Origin of the sequence: Cystobacter fuscus (genome assembly GCF_044360685.1) — a bacterium.
Lineage (GTDB): Bacteria > Myxococcota > Myxococcia > Myxococcales > Myxococcaceae > Cystobacter > Cystobacter fuscus_C.
On the sequence record NZ_CP043491.1, the window covers coordinates 8,649,871 to 8,670,393 of the forward strand.

Consider the following 20,523-nt stretch of genomic DNA (forward strand, 5'->3'; position numbering starts at 1 on the left):
CCCACGGTCATGAGCCATCCCCCTACGGGGGGATTGGCGTTCCAGAACCAGCGGCGTCCCCTCGTCGTGAAGAAGTTCGGGGGGACGTCCGTGGCGGGTGTCGAGCGCATCCGCAACATCGCCCGTATCGCGCTGGCCAGCCAGCGGGCGGGCAACGACGTGGTGGTGGTGGTCAGCGCCATGGCTGGCGAGACGGATCGGCTGTTGAAGCTGGCCCACCAGGTCCTCCCCCTGCCGGACTCGAGGGAGCTGGATGTGCTCGCGTCGACGGGAGAGCAGGTGTCGGTGGCGCTGACGGCACTGGCCATCCAGGCAGCGGGCGGACGGGCCTTCTCCCTGTTGGGGCACCAGTTGCCGGTGCTCACGGACAGCGCCTTCTCCCGGGCCCGCATCCAGCGGGTGGAGCAGGGTCCCATCCGCCGGGCCCTCGCCCAGGGGCAGATCGTCGTGGTCGCGGGCTTCCAGGGGGTGGATCCCCACAACAACATCACCACCCTGGGGCGCGGCGGTTCGGACACCACGGCGGTGGCGGTGGCGGCCGAGCTGAAGGCGGATGTCTGTGAAATCTACACGGACGTGGATGGTGTCTACACGGCCGACCCCCGTGTCTGTCCCTCCGGGCGGAAGCTGAAGGCCATTGCCTATGAAGACATGCTCGAGTTGGCGTCCCTGGGAGCCAAGGTGCTCCAGGTGCGCAGCGTGGAGATCGCCATGAAATACAAAGTACCCGTACACGTCCGCAGCACGTTCTCGGAGGAGGAAGGGACCCGGATCGTCGCCCGGGAGCAGGTGCTCGAGGCCCGGAAGCTGACGGGGCTGGCGTGCGAGCGCGGGCAGGCCCGGGTGGAGCTGCTCGGGGTGCAGTGCAACCCGGAGCAGCTGGCGGAGGTGACGGACCTGCTGGCCGAGCTGAACGTGAGCGTGGACATGCTCTGCCATGCCCGCTGCGGCCAGGAGAGCACCCGGACGGACATCTCCTTCACCTTGCCCGAGGGGGAGCTGCTGCGCGTGCGCTCCCGCCTGGAGCAGCTCTCCAAGCGGCTCGGTGCCCGTGAGCTGCGGGTGTCGTCGAACCTGGCCAAGGTGTCGCTGGTGGGCATTGGCCTGCGCTCGGATCCGGGAATCGCCGCCCGCCTGTGCCGCAGCCTGAACCGGCAGGGCATCGCCGTGTCGGGCCTGGTGGTGAACGAGCTGCGGGTGAGCTGCCTGCTGGAGTCGAGCCAGGCGGACAACGCCATCCGCCTGCTGCATGACACCTTCGAGCTCACCAGCGAGACCTCCGCCGACGCGCTCACGGCCAACGCTCCAGCCTGAGCGGCGGACCGAGGGGGAGACCCCGCACCGGGTTGCCCGGGCCCTGGTTCCAGGGCGGCCCGGTGCGGGGGTCTCCAGGATGTAGCGGTGCAGTGCGGCACGGACTTCCCGATGGAGCGCGCCTCGAGCGGGTGCGCGGCCGGGAGGACGGGCCTGGCCCCGGAGTGTCACCCAAAGCAGGTGGCGGGCCTGGTGGCCGAGATGGACGTGAGCGTGGGCAAGCCCAGCCAGCCCGATGCGGGCAGGCGCGCACCCCGGACGGACATCTCCTCAAGAGCGCCCGGAGCACCGCATCGGCGAGACGTCCGCCGGGCCTCTCACCTCCAGCACCCCGGCCTGAGAGATGGGCGCGTGGAGCTGGAGGCCACGAACCGGGCTGCCCAAGCCACACCTTCAGGGCAGCCCGGTGCTGGACTCAGTGGGGATGCTCGCTACTGCTCGTCGAACCGGGTGGGACGATTTCCTCCACCTCCATCATCCCCAGATCCTCATGGTCCAGGATGTGGCAGTGCAGCACGAACTTCCCGATGTAGCGCGAGTAGCGGGTGCGCAGCCGGAAGGACTCACCCGGCTTCATGAAGAGGGTATCCTTCCAGACATCCTTTCCATTGCCCAGCATCACCTGGAAGGGATTGACGTGGATGTGGAAGGGATGACCCAGCTGCGGTGAGGCGGAGAGGTGCCACTCCTCCACCGCCTCCAACTCGAGCCGGCGTGGCGGCTCGTTCGGGTCGTATGGCCTGCCGTTGATCATGAACTTGGGTGGGGTGGCGCTGAAATCCACGGAGAAGTGCGCCTCCTGAGTGCCGGTGACGTCCTGGTCCTTGAGGGGCTGCAAGGGCACCAGCCTGGCCAGATCGGTCGGGCTGGGCAGCGGCATCATGCCGCCGCTCCTGCCCTCCACCACGACGCGAGCCAGGACCTTGCGCGACTCCTCCTGGCCATGCAGCGAGTCCTGGACAGCGCTTGCCTCATCCACCAGCAGGTAGGTCTCCTGCACGGCACCGGCCCTCACCATCACGTCCACCCGGTAGCCGGGAAACATCTCCGTTTCCTGGACCGCGTCGAGGCGGCCGGTGGTGATGCCATCGTGGGCGATCTGGTATTGCGTCATCACGGCCTTCTGATCGCTCTCGCGCACGAGCCGGAGCCGGAGCGCCTCCATGGTGCCCGTATGGATGAACCTCCAGCGCTGCGTCTCGCCCGGCCGCAGCTTGAAGGTGGGCATGAACTCCCCGTTGATGAGGGTGCGCAGGCCGGACTCCTCCCATCGCCCCGGCATGAACTGGTCGTAGCTCTCCACCATGTTGATCTGCGTGCCCGGCGCTTCGGGATCCTCCGTCAGGACATAGGGGATCTGCTCGAAGACGAAGAGCTGCTCCCGGGCATTCCTGATGGCGGGAAGCTCGTCGATGTCGCCGCGGACGATCAAGGCACCGACCATGCCACTGGAGACCTGCAAGGCCACCGAGCCGTGCTTGTGGGCATGGTACCAGTAGGTCCCGGCGGGGTGGTCTTCGGGAATCTTGATTTCATACTCGAAACGTTTCTGGGGGCCGATGGCCAGCAGCACGTTGTCCGAGTTGCCCACGGGAGACACGTGCAGCCCGTGGGTGTGGATGTTGGTGGTGTTGAAGCCGTGCGGAATGTTGGGGGTGGGATGGAGCAGCTGCTCCACCCCCAGAGGTGGCTCCAGCGGGAGCTGATTGTCCAAGAGGATGCTCACGGTGTTGCCGGGCCGCGCTTCGATGGTCGGTCCGACGAGCCCCCCATTGTAGGAGCGCAACTTCACGCTGTCCCATTGCTTGCAGACGCCCTGCTCCATGGTCCGGCAGATGCGATTGGTGCCGTATTTGACGACCAGCTCCTGAGAAACCTTCTGGCCCTGCGGCCAGGACCCAGGCCCACCAGGCCCTGGATTCGGCCATGGCCACGGTTTTGGAAGGGTGACGGCGGCGGCACCCGCCATCAAGCCAACACCCAGCAGCGGCAGACCGCCACGTCGGAGATTCAAGAGTCCCAATTTCAATCTCGCGCTTTCTCCCTGAACTCAATCAGACAGGGGAACGCGAGAGTAGAACCAGCTTGAATTCATGATGTGAGGGAATCGCTGGAGTTTTCTCCATCAAACTGCCACGACGTGCGGGAACGGAAACTCCATTCCCCAACGCCTTGAAGTTGATAATGGATTGCCCGGCCGTCCGAGACGAGAAGGGACCGGGCAAGCACCATCCCTGGGAGGGACCTGGCGCCAGAGCCCCACCGGCTCCTCAATGAAGACGTCGCGCCACCGCGCGCAGCACGGCGGACTCCAGCTCGGCCGGGGTCGGACCCGCGCTCGCCACGCCCAGTTCCTCCACCAGCCCCGGGAGCGCATTGATGGCGGAGCCTCCCACAAGGATGGGCAGAGCGGAGCCCAGCCGCCCGCGGACCTCCGCGACGGCCCGCCGGAGGGCGGGGATGTTGAAGAGCATCGTCACCGACAAGGCCAGCACGTCCGGCGGCTCTCGCTCGAGGAGCGAGACCAGGCTGTCCGTGGGCAGGTTGGCTCCGAGGTGCATCACGGTGAAGCCCGCCAGCTCCAGGAAGTCGGACAACAGGCGGGCAGGCATCTCATGCAGCTCTCCCTCGACGCAGGCCACCGCCACGCTCACGCCCCGGGCGGGCGCGGGCTGGGCGCGGGCGAAGAGGTGGGCGAGCGCCACCTGGGAGATGGCGGTGGCCCGATGCTCCTCGGCGATGTCGATGCAACCTTGATTCCACAGGCGGCCCAGCTCTCGCTGCGCCGCCTGGATCACCTGGCATTGGAGCTCCGTGACGGAGGCACCCCTCGCCAAGGCTTCATCCAGGAGACGCAGGGAGCCCCGCAGGTCCCCCGCCAGTTGCGTGGCGATATAGGACGCGAGCAGGCGAAGGAAGCGAAGCTCCGCTGGCTGGCTTTGTTCCATGGTTCCCCCCGGCACGCGCCTCCTCCAAGCCAAACATAGCCATGACGTCCTCCTTCGCGACAGGGAGAAGGCCCTGGCGCCGCCCTGCCCGCCTCTATCCCATCCGTGCGTTGGGATTGGAAATATCTTCCGCCCGCCCCATCTTGAAGGACGCCAGAGTCCCTCTGGTCAGGAGGGCTCATGGGAGAGGGAAAAGACATGCGCCGGCTCTCCTGGGAGACCGCGGGAAGGAGGATGTTGTCGGGGCTCCTCGTCCTGGGAGCCCTCGCCCTGGTGCTCGCCGTGATGTTCCCAAGACACACGGAGGGCTGGCGCTTGCCGTGGGTGGCGGTGCTGATGGCGCTGACACTGGGCGTGGGGGTCCTGCTCGGGTCGCGGCAGCGAGAGGCCTCGACCCCCGCGACGCAGCGGCGCGAGTGGGAGAGCCGCGTCCTGAGCGAGATGAGCGCTCGCCTCGCATCGACACTGGACCATGAACAAACGCTCACGAACGTGGCCGCGCTGACGGTGGGTTCCCTGGCGGACTGCTGCCTGCTCGCCTTGGAGACCGAGAACTGGAGACCCCGGCGGCTGAAAGCGGTGCATCGTGACGCGAACCAGGCACCACTCGCCGAGGCCTTGGAGCGCATGGCGCTGGAGCGGCGTGGCCCGTCCTTGCTCTCGTGCCTGCTGGAGACGCGGCGGCCCTGGGTGCTGCCGGAGGTGACTTCCGGGAGTCTCCAGTCCCTCGTGCGAAGCGAGGAGCACCTCCGGCTCCTGCTCGAGCTGAACCCGCGCTCGCTCATGGGCCTGCCCCTCCTGGTCCACGAACACTTCCTGGGCATGCTCGTGCTCGTCTCCAGTGCTCCCCGTCACGGGTATGGAGAAGCGGACCTGAGGCTGGGAGAGGAGCTGGCGCGCCGGGCCGCGCTCGCGATCCAGAGTGCCCGCCTCTACCGGACTGCCCGGGAGGCCACCCAGGCGCGTGACGACGTCCTGGCCGTGGTGGCGCACGACCTGCGCAATCCGCTCAACGCCATCTCCCTCAGTGCCCAGACGTTGTTGAAGCACCAGCTCGTCGTCGGCGACACGCGGCTCCAGACCCCCTTGCGCATCATCCGCGGCTCCGTGGAGCGCATGAACCGGTTGATTCAGGATCTCCTGAACGTGAGCCGCATGGAGGCGGGCCGGCTGGCCGTGGAGACCTATCCGGAGCCCGCGGAGGCACTCCTCCAGGAGGCGCTCGAGGAGGTACGCCCGCTGGTCTCGCAACTCCAACTGAGCACCGACATCCCCGACGTGCTGCCCTGGGTGCGCGTGGACCGGGAGCGGATCCTCCAGGTCTTCTCCAACCTGCTGGGCAATGCCCTGAAGTTCACCCCGCCCGGGGGCCGGGTGACGCTCGGTGCCCGGGCGGAGGGAGAGGTGGTGCACTTCTGGGTGAGTGATACCGGCCCGGGAATTCCCCCCGAGGCCCGCGAGCACCTCTTCGACCGCTTCTGGCAGATGCGGCACGGAGATCGACGGGGAGCCGGGCTGGGGCTGTCGATCGCCAAGGGGCTCGTCGAGGCACACGGAGGGCGCATCTGGGTGGAGAGCGAGCCCGGCCACGGAAGTACCTTCTCCTTCGTCGTGCCCGTGGCGCACGAGGCCCCCACCCTCGCGACCTTGGGGCCATGAGCCACGGGCAGCGAGCCCTCGCTACTCCAGGGCCGCGAGAACCCGCGGCGCATACACCTCGGCGGAGGACTGATCGTGATTGCCGACACCGCCCACGACGAGCAGGGAGCCATTGGGCAGCAACGTGGCCGTGTGCTGGAAGCGATCCGCGTTCATGCTGGCCGTGGAGCTCCAGGTCCCCGTGGCCGGGTCATACAACTCCGCGGAGAAGTGGATACCGCGGCTGTCATGGTAGCCACCCGCCACGAGCACCCCGCCATCGGGCAGCAGCGTCGCCGTGTGATAGCGCCGTGCCTCGTTCATGTTGGCCGTGGACGACCACGTCTGGGTGGCCGGATCGTACAGCTCCGCCGAGGCATTGCGCCCGTCCGGTTCACCTCCGGCCACGAGCACCTGGCCCGTGCTCAGCAGGGTCGCGGAGTGATAGGTGCGCGCCGCCCACATGCTGGTCGTGGACGACCACGTCCCAGTGCTCGGGTCATACAACTCCGCCGTGTTCTTGCGGATCTTCTTGTCATCTCCGCCCACCACCAGCACCCGCCCATCGGGCAGCAACGTCGCCGCGTGGTGGGTGCGCGCCGCGGTCAAGCTTCCCGTGGCCGTCCAGGTGTTGGTGCCCGGATCGTACAGCTCCGCCGAGCTCAGCGTGCGCCCGCCGGACTCCTTGTCGGTGCCCCCCACCACGAGCACCCGGCCATCGGGCAGCAGCGTCGCCGTGTGACCGAAGCGGGTCGTGATCATGCGGCCCGCGGCGTTCCACCGGACCGTGATTTCGTCGTACAGCTCCGCGTTGACCCCCGTGCGGGGGTGCTGTCCACCACCCGCCAGGAGCACCCGGCCATCGAGCAGCAATGTCGCCGTGTGCGAGCGGTGGGTGGTGAGGGTATTGGCCGCCCGCCACCACTCTCCATTTCTCGGCTCGTACGCCTCCGTGGTGGTATTGAAGCCGCCCGCCACGAGCACCTGGCCCGTCATGGGAAGCAGGGTGGCGGTGTGATACATGCGCGGCAACTCCATGCTCCCAGTGACCGCCCAGGACGGCGCATCGGGTGCCTCACCGTCACTCGAGGCCGAGCCAGAGGCCACCGGCCTTCTCGTCATGTCTTGTCTGTCTTCAGCCCCGTCCAGTCCCGGAGCCCCACACCCACCCAGCGCCGCGAGCAAGGCCAGCACGGCACCACGACGAATGGTCTTCTTCATGAACATGTCCGACGACCCCCGCAGGCAGTGGCCCCGGCGCTGACGCTCATGTGTTCCAGAGCAGTCAGATCCGAGGTGCCGCGAAAGCTAGGCAGCGCGGGACGAGGGCTCAATCGCGGGTGCGTCGGCTGTTGAACCATGCGCACTCATGCGGCCGGAAGTGTCTGGTTCATCCTGGTTGACTTGTCCCCAGGGGCCGATCGTGTGCCGATTCCAGCGGCAGGGTGAAGGAGAAGGTACTGCCCACACCCACGGTACTGTCCACCCAGATATGGCCGCCGTGGGCGGCGATGATGCCCCGGGAGATGAACAGCCCGAGCCCCGAGCCCATGCGCGCCTTGTCCCGGGCCTGCCAGTAGCGATCGAAGAGGTGGGGCAGCTGCTCGGGGGGAATGCCGGGCCCGGTGTCCTTCACCGAGAAGCGCACGGAGCCCTCGCCCGGCTCGGCGGAGACGAGCACTTCGCCACCCGCCGGGGTGAACTTGATGGCATTGCCCAGCAGGTTGGAGAAGACCTGGAGGATCCGCTCGCGGTCGCAGGACACCGGGCCGAGGGGTTCACTCCACCCGTACCGCTCCAGCCGCAGGCCCTTCTGGGCCGCCAGGGGCAACAGCAGCTCGATGGCCTCGTCCATCAGCGCGAAGGGCGGGTGTGGCACGGGCTCGATGAAGAAGTGCCCCGCCTCGATGCGCGCCAGATCGAGGATGTCGCGGATGAGGCTGTTCATCCGCTCGGCCGCGCGCTGGACCTTCTCCAGGTGTCCCCGGAGCTGCTCGCCCTGCTCGCCCTCGAGCTTCGAGCGGCGCATCAGGGCGGTGGACAACAGGATGACGCCCAGTGGGTTCTTCAAATCATGGGAGACCATGGCGAGGATTTCCTCGCGCGCCAGGATGGCCCGTGAGCGCTCCTCCTCGGCGCGCTTCTGGTCATCGATGTCCGTGGAGGTCCCGAACCAGCGCGTCACCTGCCCATCCGGGCCCCGCACGGGCAGCGCGCGGGAGAGCTGCCAACGGTAGCTCCCATCCACCATGCGAAAGCGGTGTTCGATATCGAAGTCCCGTACCGTCCGGGTGGCCTCGAGCCACGCATGCAGGGTGCGCTGCCGGTCCTCCGGATGGAGGACCTGTGCCCAGCCCTGACCCCGGGCCGCGTCCAGGGAGCACCCGGTCTTCTCGAACCAGAGGCTGTTGTAGAAGTCCGGATTGCCGAGGGGATCGGTGGACCACACCATCTGGGGGATGGCCTCCGTCAGGGAGGCCAACAACCGCCGCGCCTCCTCGGCCTCGGCCCGGGCCTCCTGCTCATGGAGGACCTGCCGCTTGAGGTCCGCGTCCATGATGGCCCGCCGCAGCTCATGTGCCGCCTCGAGCTCCTGCGCGAGCCAGGGCCTCGACTGGTCCTGGACGAGTTCCTTCCATCGCGCGAAGGACTTACGCGGGTGCAGCCGGGGCCCGTCCGGGCCGAATTCCACCGGCTTGCGAGGATCTCCGCCCCACGTCACCGTCTGGATGATCTCCGGACGGAACCACAAGACGTAGTGGCTCTGGTGTCTGGAGACGCGGATGGCGAGCAGCCCACTGGCCATGTCCTTGTACCGCTCGGCCGCGGGGAACAGCCGCGACAACGCATGGGTGTGGAACACGGGCAGGCGGACGTTCGCGTCGAGCCACCGTGCCAGGGCCCACAGCTCGTCCTCGCTCGGCGTCCGCCCCAGGCGCGAGCACTCCCCCCCGAAGCAGAGGGCGGCGCCCGAGGACTCGAACAGCTCGCCCAGGTTCGGCTGATGCCGCAGAAGCCCGTCACGGAAGTCCACTGCCACCGCCATCTGCTCGGTGAGCCGATCCGTGAGCCACCGCAGGCGCATCCGTTCGCGCGCGAACTCCGCCTCCTCGAGGAGGGAGATCCGCAGGGAGAGGACCTGGCCCACCAGCTCGCACGCCACCCGGAGGTCATGGGGGACGTGCTTGGGCCCCTGGTGGTTACCACAGGAGATGAGCCCCCAGAGCTGGTTGGCGCGGATGAGCGAAATGCTCATGGAGGCCCGCAGGCCCAGGTTGTTCAGGTACTCGATATGGACCGGCGAGACGGCACGCAGGATGGAGACGCTCAGGTCGAGGGGCTGCCGGGTGTCGGGATGAAGGGCGGGAACGAGCGCGGCGGTGGGACGGTGCGCGTCCGGGATGAGCCGCAGCCAGTTGCGCAGATAGAGCTGCCGGGCCTGCCGGGGGATGTCCGAGGCGGGATAGTGCAAGCCCAGGAAGGCGTCGAGGGACGCATCCCGTTCCTCGGCCACGATCTCGCCGTTGCCCTCCGGGTCGAACTGGTAGATGAGCACCCGGTCGAAGCCGGTGAGCCGGCGCACCGCGCTCGCCGCGATCCGATAGAGTTCGTCGAGGCTCGTGGCGGCCTTGAGCCGCGCGAGCGCCTCACGGGCCTGCTGGTAGGGCGCCACGAGCGCCGCCGCGTCGTCCTGCCGGGAGAAGGGCTCGAGCTCCAGGATGAGCGCCCCACCGTGGCGGTGAAGGATGGCGTCGAAGAGTCGCTCCCCCGTGGGAGTGCGCAGCACGAGGTCGCGCCGCACGGGCTCGGTGAGACCGTGCCCATGCAGACACTCCAGCAGCGGGGCGAGCTGATCTTCCCGGAGAAAGGAGCGCAGGGGTTGTCCGAGCAGCGCCCCGACCGATATCCCGAGGAAATCGGCGACGTTCTCGCTGACCTGCACGAGGGTCAACGCGGGTTCCCGAAGCACCAGGAGCACCCCATGAGCCTGAATGCGGCCAGGGATGTGGATGGGCTCCTTGTCGCAGTGGGTCAGATCGGCCAACTGCCCCGGCTGGGTGGCATCGGTTCGCATGCCGCGCGTGTCTAACAGAGTCGTTCACGCGGACTCAGGCGCCATGGAAAGCAACCGTCCATCACGGAACGGGATGGGGCGCCGGCCGAACCGAACGTGCGGTGCTGAGCAGCCACAGGTGGGAAGACACCACGAGAGAAGTATGAGCAAGAAAACAATCATTGCTCCAAAACGGGAAATATGCGACAGGGCTGTCCAGTTCGCTATTCCTGGGAGAGTCATGAATCGATTCAAGCTGCTTTCAGCACTGGGCCTGCTGGTCCTCGCGTGGTCTTCAACGGCCCAAGCGCTGACCTATGGAGTGAATCTTCATCCAGCGCATGTCCGCACGGTGGACCAGGCCAGACAGACGGCACTGGTGCTGAGCCAGAGGAACATCCGCTCCGTCCGGTTGGACATCTCTCCCCAGTCGGACATCAACTGGCTCACCCAGGTCGTGACGGCTTTCAAGGAGCGCGGCATCCAGCTGGAAGCCATGCTGTACGATCCGAAGAACAACAGCTACACCTGCGGGACCCAGGCCACGGAACAGCAGGCCTATGATGCCACCCGGAACATCGTCAATCAGATGAAGCATCTGATCCGGGATTGGGAGCTCCAGAACGAGCGGCAACTGCGGATCGCCCCCGGCTCGTCCGCCATGGATGCTTCGCCGTACAACACCGACTGTGGCCGGCGTGAGGCCGCCGTCAACCGTGGGATGTCCCGCGCCATCAAGGATGTCCGGGCCAGCTCCGGGGTTCCCTTGCGGATCATCCTGGGGTTCATCGGCCGTGGCTATGGCTTCATCGACTTCATGGTCTCGCAAGGCGTGGAGTTCGATGTGCTGGGCTATCACATCTACCCCTGGCAGGAGCACCCGAGCCTCGACGCGGACCCCTGGTTCGGCTCCGGCGGGCTCTTCGCCAACATGGCCCGTTTCAACAAGCCCGTCAGGATCAATGAATTCAATTGCGCGGAAATCTACGCGGGAGACCCCAACACGCCCTATGGCAGCAGGACCCCGTACGAGAACCTCCCCGGCAAGCCGATGACCGAGGCCTGCTTCCGGGGCGTCACGAAGCATCTGAACATCATCTTGTCCCAGACGAAGGTCAACCTGGAGTCGGTCTCCTTCTATGAGCTTCTGGATCAGCCAGAGCTCGGTTCGATGTCCGAGAGCCGCTTCGGTTTGATGTATGACCTCAACACGCCCAAGGTCCACCTCTTCCTGGTGTCCGCCTTCGCTGGCGGAAGCCTCAGCGCGGCGGAGAGGACCACGATCACGAGCCGTGGACTGCTGACCGATGCGCAGATCAACGCGAACCAGGCCGCGGCGGGTGGACAGCCACCTCCCGTGGTCGCCAACTCGATGACCCATGCGGACTACGTGAAGTACCTCTACGAAATCCTCCTGGGGCGCGTGGCCGATGCGTCGGGGATGACCACCTGGACCAACACCCTCAACAATGGCTCCATGACCCGCATTCAAGTGCAGGTCGCCTTCCTCAACTCCAACGAGTACCGCACCAACAGACTCGCCACGGGGAACTACACCCCCGCGTCGACACTGAACGCGATGTCCAACACGTACTTCGTCACCTATGCGTATGCGGTCTTGTTGGGCAGGGATCCCGATGCCTCCGGGCTCGCCACTTACGTGAACGCCCTGCAGACGGGAGCGACACGAAGCGACGTGGTGGAGTCCCTCATCTCCAGCAACGAGTACAAGACGCGGCACGGGCTCTAGGCGCCCGCTGTCGCCGCTTCGCACCGGCCCGCTGGCCCGCCCCTGCCTCTTTCGTGGGGACGGCCGCGGGCCCGGTCTTCCACCCGCCCTCCCAAACACCCTGTCGCCTCCACGCCCGCCGGGTCTTCTCTCCCCGCGTGGAACCTGGCCACCTGCCCCGCCCGCCGCACTCCAGGTATCTGGCAAAGACCCAGGCAAAGACTCACAGCACGGGTCCACCCCACGGAGGCGCCACGCGCGGACTGCTCCCACCACTCGGTGGGTGAAAAGGGTTGGCGTCCTGGCGCAAGTGGTTGGCGCCCAGATGCAAGCGCTCCCCCCTAACATGGGCCGTCGCATGCAGGTTTCTCGCGGCCCATGACAACTCGGAACCACGCGCTCGGCACGGGGGAAGGGTCCCCGTCTTGGATGAGGCGGAGTGGACGTGGGGCACCACGTTGCGCGACGATCTCCTCCCCTTCACGGTCCCGTCCCCGCGGACGGATCTTCCGCACGACAGCCATTGCCCAGGAGGTGCGGCCGGTATGAGCGATTCCGACGATGAGATGGTGATGCGCGACGAACGTCAGCCACCGCCGCCTTCCCTGGACGAATCCGAACGGGCATGGGAGGCCACCGTCGTCCGGGACGTCGTGGTGGGCCAGCGGATCGGCGAGTACGAGGTGCGCCGGCGCATTGGCAGCGGAGGCATGGGCGTCGTCTACGAGGGCGAGCACCCCATCATCGGCCGCAAGGTCGCCATCAAGCTCATCCGCCCCGACTCCTCCGAGGGCGTTCGCTCGCGAGATCTGATCTCTGAGGCGCGCGCCACCAGCGCCATCCGCCACCGGGGCATCATCGACATCTTCGGCTTCGGCACGCTCCCGGGGCTCGGCCAGTACCTCATCATGGAGTACCTCACCGGGCGTCCGCTCGACGAGGTCCTCCATGACCGGGGCCCGCTGCCGCCCACCGAGGCCATCCCGCTCATCATCGAGGTGCTCGGCGCGCTGTCGGCCGCGCACGGCGTGGGCGTCATCCACCGGGACCTCAAGCCGGGCAACCTCTTCGTGGTGCAGGAGTCCAACGGCACCGAGTACATGAAGGTGCTCGACTTCGGTCTGGCCAAGCAGGCCGCGGCGCCCCACTCCGCCACGCCCCAGACGCGCGCGAGCATGATCGTGGGCACGCCGGATTACATGGCGCCAGAGCAGGCGTGTGGGCAGGCGGTGAGCCCACGCACGGATCTGTACGCGGTGGGCATCATCCTGTTCGAGATGCTCACGGGACGGCTGCCCTTCCATGCAGCGACGCCCATGCAGATGGCCATCCACCAGGTGCAGACGCCGCCGCCCGCGCCGTCGTCCTTCGTGGAAGGACTGCCGCCCGAGCTCGATATGCTCGTCCTGCGCCTGCTGGCGAAGAATCCCGAGCAGCGGCCGGCCTCGGCGGAGGAAGTGGCGCGCCAGCTGAAGTTCATCGCCCGGACGATCGCCGCGGAGTCGACCCAGGTGGCCACCCATCCCCGGAGCGCACCGGAGCCCCTCCCCGCTCCGCGTGCCCAGGTCCGGCCAGGCGCCGCCCGGGCAATGGCTCCGCGTGCTCCGAGCGGCAGGCGCTCGGGGCGCGTCGCCTCCGTCGTGGAGACGAGGACCGCACCGAGGACCCTGTCGGGGTCGCGTCCGGCGGTCCCCGAGCCCTCACCCACCGCGACCCGGGTGACCACCCCGCCTCGTGACACGCGGGCCGTCGTGACCGACCGGCTCGAGCGCGCGCCGAACCCCGGCTCGCACACGGCGCGGCGGGTGGCGGTGGGCGTCGCCATGCTCTTCGTGGGCCTGGGCACGACCCTGTTCCTCCACACGCCGGAGGCCCCGAAGCCCGGCGTCTCCCCACAGACGCGCCCTGTTCGCTCCCCGGCGGCCTCCGAGCCCCTGACCGCGCCGTCCACCCAGCCCGCGACCACACCCACCGCGGTGTCCATCCTCGCAGGGGGGGAAGCGCCCTCCTCGGCCCCGCCGAAGACCAACCCCGACCCCTCCCGGACGACCCGGAGCACCACGACCGCCAAGAAGAACCGCGCCCCCTCCGGAGAGGGAACCCTGACCCTGGTCAGTGAGTGCTGGGCCGAGGTGTACGTGGATGGCAGCTACATGGGGAAGATGCCCCCGCTGCACGACATGATGCTTAGCACCGGCACGCATACGCTCGAGCTACGCGACAATCACGCCATCCAGAAGCGTCGCCAGGACTTCGAGATTGACCCGGGGAAACAGACCACCCTCGAGGTCACCTGTCAGTTCGAGGATTAGAGCCCCCCTCCATCAGGAGCCGTGTCTTTCCATGTCCCCGCGTGCCTTTGTCCTGATGGTCCTCCTCGCGCCGATGGCCGCGTGGTCGCAGCCGCGCGGCGTCGATTTCTACAAGCGTGGCCAGTACGAAAAGGCGATCGACAAGCTTCAACAGGAAGCGGACGACCCGCGCGCCTCGGCGAAGGAGCAGGCGCTCGCGCGTGCCTACCTCGCCGCATCGATGTATGCGCTCGGCATGAAGGACGAGGCCCGCGCGCAGCTCGAGGAGCTCGCGCGGCGCCACCCCGAGCAGCGGGTGGACTCCAGGCGCTTTCCTCCTGACTTCGTGGCGCTGGCGGACCTGGCGCGGGAGGACGTGGAGGCCGAACGGCTCCGGGCGGAAGCACGAGCCCGGGAAGCCGAGCAACAGCGGAGCGCGGTGGTGACCGAGCCGTCGCGGTCCGTCGAGGCATGGCGCGAGGACGAGCCACAGTCCCCGCGAGCCGGGCCAGACGCCTCCTTCCGGCTGCGTCCGGAGGTCTTCGGCTACGTCGACATGCTGGGCCAGGGCGCCCGGGGGTTTGGCGTGGGGGTCAGCCTGGGCTACGGAGGACTGGACTCCAGCGCGCGGCTGCTTCCCGGCCCCGATGGCCGGTGGGGGATGGGACTGGAGCTGGGCTACCTCCTGGGTCGCGGCCTCATCCAGCCGCGCATCGCCCTGCGCGGCACGCTGGTGACGGGCGTGGGCGTGGGCGGGGGCGGCACGGTGGGCGTGCGGGTGACGCCCCTGTCACGGCTGACCTTCCTGGTGGACGTGGGCGTCGAGAAGCTCGCGGTGAGCGCGCCGGAGCGCTTCCGCAGTATCATCCTGGCGGCCTCGGCCGGGGTGGGCGTCCCCCTGCTCTAGCCCCCGCCCTCGGCGGCAGCGCGCATGGGGAGCGCCTTTCCGTCCGCTCGTCTCGGGACTCGGATGAACCCGAGCTCGAAACCCACGAGGTCCTGTCAAGCAGCCAAGGGGATGTGTCCAGAATCGGATTGTTTTCCGCCGCGACGGGTACCGGTTTCCGATAATACGACAACAGCACCCCATGGGAGCCCTGGCCGCGAGCCAGCACCCAGGCCCCGTGCGCGAGTCGCGAAAGGTCGCCCGCCGACGCGCGGGGAGCACGGGCTCAACCAAAGTGGACAGTCTTCTATGGTCGGCATCCCTGGCTACACGCTCATCGACAAGCTCAAGTCGACGAGCACGAACATCTTGTACCGCGCGGTGCGTGATTCGGATCGTCTGCCCGTCATCGTCAAGATGCCCGTGTCCACGCACCCCGGCACTCGCGAGAGCGACGACTACCGCCGGGAGCACGCCATCCTGCAGCGGCTGAGTGAGGTGCGCGGCGTCCCCCGGTCCCTGGGCCACGAGCAGAGCGGCGGGCGGCCGGTGCTGCTGCTGGAGGAAGAAGGCGGCTCCGCCCTGTCCGACCTCGTGGGGGCACCGCTCGGGGTGGAGCGCTTCCTCGAGCTGGCCATCTCCCTGGCGTCCACGCTCACGGAGATCCACCGCCGCGGCGTCATCCACAAGGATCTCAAGCCCTCCAACATCATCCTCCTGCCCTCGGGGGAAACGCGCATCATCGACTTCGGGAGCGCCACCGTCCAGAGCGTGGAGCACGTGGAGGCGGTCCCCGCCACGCTCATCGAGGGGACCCTGGCCTACATGTCCCCGGAGCAGACCGGACGGATGAACCGCTCGGTGGACTACCGCACCGACCTCTACTCCCTGGGCGTCACCTTCTACGAGCTGCTCACCGGCACCCTTCCCTTCCACGGACGCGATGCGCTCGAGTGGTTCCACGCCCACATGGCGCAGACCCCGAAAACGCCGCACGAGCGCGTCCCGGCCATTCCCCCCGCCCTGTCCGCCATCGTGATGAAGCTGCTGGCCAAGGTGGCCGAGGAGCGCTACCAGGGCGCCGACGGGCTGAAGGCGGACCTGCTGCGCTGCCTGCAGGCGCTCGGCCGGGGGGGAGAGATCGAGCCGTTCGCCCTGGGCGAGCACGACATCCCCACCCACTTCCAGATGCCCCAGCGGCTCTATGGGCGCGAAGCGCAGGTGGACACGCTGCTGCAGTCCTTCGAGCGGATTGCCCGGGGCGGACATCCGGAGCTGGTGCTGCTCAGCGGCTACTCCGGCATCGGGAAGTCCGCGGTGGTGCACGAGCTGTACCGGCCCGTCGTGCAGCGCCGAGGCCTCTTCCTCGATGGCAAGTTCGACCAGTTCCAGCGGGACATCCCCTACGCCACCCTGGCCCAGGCCATCCGTGGCCTGGTGCGCCAGCTGCTGGCCGGCACCGACGCGGAGCTCGAGGCGTGGCGCGGGCAACTGCGCGAGGCGTGGGAGGGCAGCGGGCAGCTCCTCGTGGATCTGGTCCCCCAGCTCGAGCTCGTCGTGGGCAAGCAGCCGGCGCTCCCCTCGCTCACACCCGCCGAGTCGCAACACCGCTTCGACTGGGTCTTCCAGCGCTTCCTCGGGGTGCTCTCCACCCCCGAGCACCCGCTCGTCATCTTCCTGGACGACCTGCAGTGGGCCGACGTGGCCAGCCTCCGGCTCATCCAGCACCTCTTCACCCACCCGGACACCCCGCCGCTGTTGATGATCGGCGCCTACCGCGACAACGAGGTCAGCCCCTCCCACCCGCTGATGCTGGCACGGGAGGAGCTGCGCAAGAGCGGCGCGTGGGTGGCCGAACTCCGGCTCGAGCCCCTGAGCCAGGAGCAGCTGCGGCAGATCATCACCGATGCGCTCCCGGGCGCGGGGAGGGAGGAAGTCATCGAGCCGCTGTCGGCCCTGGTGCACCGCAAGACCGGAGGCAACCCCTTCTTCTTCCTCCAGCTCATGCGGACGCTGAACCAGGACGGGTTGTTGACCCGCACGCCCGAGGGGCGCTGGCAGTGGGATGAGGAGGGCATCCGGGCGCGGGCCTACTCCGACAACGTCGTCGACTTCCTGGTGGGCCGGCTGCGACAGCTCCCCGAGCAGACCCAACACCTGCTGCGTCTGGCCGCGTGCGCGGGCAATGCCTTCCCGCCACGGACCCTGGCCATCATCTCCGACAAACCGGAGGACGAGGTGGCTCGGGAACTCGAGCCCGCGCTCCAGGAAGGCCTGTTGATGCAGACGGGCCAGGAGCAGTACCGGTTCCTCCACGACCGCATCCAGCAGGCGGCCCACGCCCTCATTCCCGAGGCGGAGCGAAAGGCGATCCACCTGCGCATCGGCCGTCTCCTGCTGGCGAGCCTCCCTCCGGAGGAGCTGCGCCAGAAGCTCTTCGACGTGGTGAACCAGCTCAACGCCGGGGCGGAGCTGCTCGTGCTCCCCGAGGAGCGCCACCGGGTCGCCCTGCTGAACGCCGAGGCGGGCAGGAAGGCCCAGGCCTCGACGGCGCACCGCTCGGCCGTCACCTACTTCACGGTGGCCCTCTCGCTGCTGCCGGACCCCTGGGAGAGCGAACACGCGCTGGCCTTCCAGCTGAGCCTCCAGCAGGCGACGAGCGAGTTCATGAGCGGCAACACGAACGGGGCGCGCCAGCTCGTGGAGGCGCTCCGCCCCCTTGCGCGGACCCCCGCGCAGCTGGCGTCGGTGTCCGTGTTGTTGAGCGATATCCACCTCGCCACCAGCGAGACCCTGCGCGCCGTGACCTGTCTGCTGGAGTGCCTGACCTCGCTGGGCATGCCCATGTCCCTCCACCCCTCCTGGGAGGAGGTGGAGGCCGCCAACGAGGAGGTGCGGACCCTGCTGGGAGAGCGCCCCATCGGGAGCCTCGTCGAGCTGCCGCTCATGACGGATCCGGACATCCAGGTGGTGATGAGCGTCCTCGCCGCGCTGTTCACCCCCGCGCTCTTCACCGACATCAATCTGCTCGTCCTGCACCTGTGCCGGATGGTCTCCCTCTCCCTGCGCCACGGCAACAGCGAGGCCGTCACGAATGGGTATGCGTGGTACGGCATCACGATGGGCGACCTGTTCGGGCGATACCGGGAGGGATATGCCTTCGGCGAGCTGGCCCTCGCCCTCGTCGAGCGCCACGGCTTCTCCTCCTCCCGGGCGAGGAGCCTCTACTCGATGGAGATCATCAGCGTCTGGACCCAGCCCCTCACCCTGTCACTGGAATACATCCGCAACGCCTTCCAGCTGGCCGTTCCGGCGGGCGATTTCCAGACCGCCTGCTACTGCTGCAACCACATCGTCACGGATCGCCTCGCCCACGGGCACGACCTGGAGGAGGTCTACCAGGAGTCGATCGCGCGCATGGACTTCGCGCGCAAGGCCGGATACCAGGCCGTCCAGCAAGTCATCCAGCATACCCAGCGCTACATCCAGCAGCTGCGCGGGCTGTCTCCCTCCTTCGACTCACTGAGCGGTGAGGACTTCGACGAGGAGTCCTTCGAGCTCGGGCTGTCGACGACACCGCACATGAGCACCATGGCGTGCTGGTACTGGATCACCAAGACGCAGTCGCGCTTCATGTGCGGCCGGTACGAGGAGGCGAGGCAGGTGTCGGCCAGAGCCGAGGCACTCATCTGGTCCTCGGTCGGCCATATCCAGTTGGTCGACTTCCACCTCTACAGCGCCCTGGCCCTGTCCGCCTGCTGCGAGGACGCGGCGCCAGAAACACGGCGGGAGTACCTCGAGGCCATGCGGCGGCACCAACGGCAGTTCGAGATCTGGGCGCAGAACAACCCCGGCAGCTTCCGCGCGGCCGAGCGGCTGGTCTCCGCGGAACTCGCCTACCGCCTGGGCCAGTGGGACGAGGCGATGCACGCCTACGATGCGGCGCTCCACTCCGCACGCGAGCACGGCTTCCTCCAGAACGTCGCTCTCGCCAATGAACTCGCGGCGCGCTTCTGGCTCAAGCGGGGGATCAAGAGCATTGCCCTGGCCTACGCCCGCGAGGCGCGGGAGACGTACCGGACGTGGGGAGCCCACGGCAAGGTGCAGCAGCTGGATGACCAATGGCCCTCGCTCGCGAGCGCGGCGAGTACTCCGAACCGCGGCGCCACGGACACGACCGCGACGCAGCTCGATGCGATCACCGTGGTGAAGGCCCAGCAGGCCATCTCCGGGGAGATCGTCCTGGAACAACTGGTGTCCACCCTGCTGCGGGTGGCCATGGAGAACGCCGGCGCCCAGCGTGGCGCCCTGCTGCGCCCGCTCGGCAACAAGCTGCGGCTGGTGGCCATCTCCCACGTGGCGCAAGGGGGCGCCGTGATGATCCCGGAGGACCACTCCACGTACGAGCTGCCCTGGTCCCTCCTCAGCTACGTCAAGCGCGCGCACGAGCACGTGCTCATCGGGGATGCCTCCCGCCCCCATCCCTACGCCTCCGACAGCTACTTCGAGCGCGGCCGGGCCAAGGCGGTGCTCTGCCTGCCGCTGCTGCGCAAGGAAGAGCTCGTCGGCGTGCTCTATCTGGAGAACAGCCTCACCGCGGATGCCTTCACCCCGGCGCGCATGCGGCTGCTCGGGCACATCGCCTCCCAGGCCGCCATCTCCATCGAGAACGCGCGGCTCTACGCCGACATCCACCAGGCCAAGGCCGCCCTGCGCGACGCCAACGACGAGCTGGAGCGGCGCGTGGACGAGCGCACCCACGAGCTCAAGGAGGCCCAGGCCCGGCTGGTGGAGATGGCACGCGCGGCGGGCATGTCCGAGATCGCCTCCAACGTGCTGCACAACGTGGGCAACGTCCTCACCAGCGCCGTCGTCAACCTCGAGACGACGCGGCACGCGGTGGGTGCGTCGCGGGTCGTCCGGGTGCGGCAGGTGGCCACGCTGCTCGAGGAGCACCGCGAGACGTTGGTGGACTTCCTCACGAAGGATCCCCGGGGCAGCCGCCTGCCCGACTACGTGTCCGCGCTCGCCTCCGAGCTCATCAAGGAGCAGACGAACCTGCAGGAGAACCTGGACGCCATGAACCGGCACCTGGAGCACATCCGCGCCATCGTCCAGGTGCAGCAGACCTACGCGAAGACGCCGCTGCTCACCGAGGAGTGCGACCTGGCGCAGCTCGTCGACGACACCCTGCGCATCCAGTTCACCTCGCTCCAGCGCCACGGCGTCACCCTCACCCGCGAGTTCGCCCTCCTGCCCCGGGTGCGGATCGACAAGCACAAGGTGATGCAGATCCTCGTCAACCTCGTGGCCAACGCCAAGTACGCCATGGACGCCATGCCCGAGCAGCACCGGAACCTGCGCGTGCGGCTCACCGCCGACAACGGGTGGGCGCGCATCCAGGTGGCGGACAGCGGCGTGGGCCTCGCGCCGGGCGTCCAGGGCAAGCTCTTCACGCATGGCTTCACCACGCGCAAGGACGGCCACGGCTTCGGCCTGCACTCGAGCGCGCTGGCGGCGAAGATGCTGGGGGGACGGCTGACGCTGGAGAGCGAGGGCCCCGGCAAGGGGGCCACGGCCACCCTGGAGATTCCGTTCACGCCCGAGCACAAGGCGTAACTCCTTCCGGGAACGATGTGCTTGGATACGCGCGCCGTTCCTCC

The 20,523-nt window shown here is 68.0% G+C and carries 10 protein-coding genes; 6 read left to right on the forward strand and 4 right to left on the reverse strand.

From position 1 onward, the window contains the following. The first annotated feature begins 9 nt into the window (after positions 1-9). Positions 10-1,314 carry an aspartate kinase gene (locus F0U63_RS35410; RefSeq protein WP_395836991.1) on the forward strand — a complete coding sequence of 435 codons (1,305 nt, stop codon included), beginning with the start codon at positions 10-12 and terminating at the stop codon, positions 1,312-1,314. Between the two features lie 415 nt (positions 1,315-1,729). Here F0U63_RS35410 and F0U63_RS35415 read toward each other — a convergent pair whose 3' ends face one another. Both F0U63_RS35415 and F0U63_RS35420 read right to left on the reverse strand, forming a co-directional pair. After that, positions 1,730-3,328 carry a multicopper oxidase family protein gene (locus F0U63_RS35415; protein ID WP_395836993.1) on the reverse strand — a complete coding sequence of 533 codons (1,599 nt, stop codon included), beginning with the start codon at positions 3,326-3,328 and terminating at the stop codon, positions 1,730-1,732. A 256-nt stretch (positions 3,329-3,584) separates the two neighbouring features. Beyond that, entirely contained in the window at positions 3,585-4,262 is a 678-nt protein-coding gene (locus tag F0U63_RS35420; RefSeq protein WP_395836995.1) for a B12-binding domain-containing protein, read from the reverse strand. A gap of 180 nt (positions 4,263-4,442) precedes the next feature. Between F0U63_RS35420 and F0U63_RS35425 the strand changes: the two genes are divergently transcribed. Further along, positions 4,443-5,921, forward strand: a complete 1,479-nt coding sequence (locus F0U63_RS35425; RefSeq protein WP_395836997.1) for an ATP-binding protein — start codon at positions 4,443-4,445, stop codon at positions 5,919-5,921. A 21-nt stretch (positions 5,922-5,942) separates the two neighbouring features. On the opposite strand, the gene F0U63_RS35430 is transcribed toward F0U63_RS35425, so the two are convergent. Both F0U63_RS35430 and F0U63_RS35435 read right to left on the reverse strand, forming a co-directional pair. After that, positions 5,943-6,923, reverse strand: coding sequence for a Kelch repeat-containing protein (locus F0U63_RS35430; protein ID WP_395836999.1), 981 nt, complete (start codon positions 6,921-6,923; stop codon positions 5,943-5,945). Positions 6,924-7,290: 367 nt separating this feature from the next. Next, entirely contained in the window at positions 7,291-9,975 is a 2,685-nt protein-coding gene (locus F0U63_RS35435; RefSeq protein WP_395837001.1) for an ATP-binding protein, read from the reverse strand. A gap of 220 nt (positions 9,976-10,195) precedes the next feature. On the opposite strand from F0U63_RS35435, the gene F0U63_RS35440 reads away from it, so the two are divergent. From F0U63_RS35440 to F0U63_RS35455, 4 genes are all read left to right on the forward strand, one after another. Then, positions 10,196-11,704: a DUF4214 domain-containing protein gene (locus tag F0U63_RS35440; RefSeq protein ID WP_395837003.1), complete on the forward strand. Its 1,509-nt coding sequence runs from the start codon at positions 10,196-10,198 to the stop codon at positions 11,702-11,704. A gap of 524 nt (positions 11,705-12,228) precedes the next feature. Continuing rightward, positions 12,229-13,995: a protein kinase gene (locus F0U63_RS35445; RefSeq protein ID WP_395837005.1), complete on the forward strand. Its 1,767-nt coding sequence runs from the start codon at positions 12,229-12,231 to the stop codon at positions 13,993-13,995. A 31-nt stretch (positions 13,996-14,026) separates the two neighbouring features. Next, positions 14,027-14,881 carry a tol-pal system YbgF family protein gene (locus F0U63_RS35450; protein WP_395837007.1) on the forward strand — a complete coding sequence of 285 codons (855 nt, stop codon included), beginning with the start codon at positions 14,027-14,029 and terminating at the stop codon, positions 14,879-14,881. Positions 14,882-15,169: 288 nt separating this feature from the next. Then, complete coding sequence (locus tag F0U63_RS35455; RefSeq protein ID WP_395837009.1) at positions 15,170-20,479, forward strand: AAA family ATPase; 5,310 nt, start codon at positions 15,170-15,172, stop codon at positions 20,477-20,479. Positions 20,480-20,523 lie beyond the last annotated feature (44 nt).

Coding starts and splice junctions, on each gene's coding strand:
- F0U63_RS35450 (WP_395837007.1), top strand. CDS start 14,027: ATGTCCCCGCGTGCCTTTGTCCTGATGGTCCTCCTCGCGCCGATGGCC.
- F0U63_RS35435 (WP_395837001.1), bottom strand. CDS start 9,975: ATGCGAACCGATGCCACCCAGCCGGGGCAGTTGGCCGATCTGACCCAC.
- F0U63_RS35445 (WP_395837005.1), top strand. CDS start 12,229: ATGAGCGATTCCGACGATGAGATGGTGATGCGCGACGAACGTCAGCCA.
- F0U63_RS35425 (WP_395836997.1), top strand. CDS start 4,443: ATGGGAGAGGGAAAAGACATGCGCCGGCTCTCCTGGGAGACCGCGGGA.
- F0U63_RS35430 (WP_395836999.1), bottom strand. CDS start 6,923: ATGTATCACACCGCCACCCTGCTTCCCATGACGGGCCAGGTGCTCGTG.
- F0U63_RS35455 (WP_395837009.1), top strand. CDS start 15,170: ATGGTCGGCATCCCTGGCTACACGCTCATCGACAAGCTCAAGTCGACG.
- F0U63_RS35420 (WP_395836995.1), bottom strand. CDS start 4,262: ATGGAACAAAGCCAGCCAGCGGAGCTTCGCTTCCTTCGCCTGCTCGCG.
- F0U63_RS35440 (WP_395837003.1), top strand. CDS start 10,196: ATGAATCGATTCAAGCTGCTTTCAGCACTGGGCCTGCTGGTCCTCGCG.
- F0U63_RS35410 (WP_395836991.1), top strand. CDS start 10: ATGAGCCATCCCCCTACGGGGGGATTGGCGTTCCAGAACCAGCGGCGT.